Origin of the sequence: Bartonella sp. AA83SXKL (assembly GCF_042196965.1) — a bacterium.
Taxonomy (GTDB): domain Bacteria; phylum Pseudomonadota; class Alphaproteobacteria; order Rhizobiales; family Rhizobiaceae; genus Bartonella.
In genome coordinates, this window is the sequence record NZ_JBHIRG010000304.1 from 1 (window position 1) to 583 (window position 583).

The 583-nt window shown below is 42.4% G+C and carries 1 protein-coding gene; it reads left to right on the forward strand.

All coding sequences use genetic code 11. The features are described from left to right. Positions 1-583: amino acid--tRNA ligase-related protein (locus tag ACFINO_RS11285; protein ID WP_375655939.1), on the forward strand; the 583-nt coding region annotated here is incomplete at both ends.

Consider the following 583-nt stretch of genomic DNA (forward strand, 5'->3'; position numbering starts at 1 on the left):
GGGTGGAAGTCGTGCTTTTTGTGATCGTATGAATGGATGGGCACAAAGTGAAGGACAACCAGGACTCGGTTATATTTTCTGGCGTGAAGAACAGGGAAAGTTTGAAGGAGCGGGCCCTATCGCTAAAAATATCGGTGAACAGAGGACTGAAGCACTTCGTATGCAGCTTGGACTTGAAAATGGTGATGCCTGCTTTTTTGTTGCGGGAGATCCAAAGAAATTTTTACCTTTTGCCGGAGCTGCGCGTACTCGGGTAGGGGAAGAATTAGACCTTGTTGATCGAGACTGTTTTTCTTTAGCGTGGATTGTTGATTTTCCATTTTTTGAATGGAATGAAGAGGAGAAAAAGCTTGATTTTGCACATAATCCTTTTTCAATGCCTCAAGGTGGAAAAGATGCTCTTGAATGTCAAGATCCTCTTACTCTTAAGGCTTTTCAATATGATCTTGTTTGCAATGGTTATGAGATTGCCTCGGGTGGAATCCGTAATCACTCTCCAGAAATGATGCTTAAGGTTTTTAATCTTGCTGGTCTTTCTAAAGAAGTGGTAGAAGATCGTTTTGGCGGTCTCTATCGTGCATTC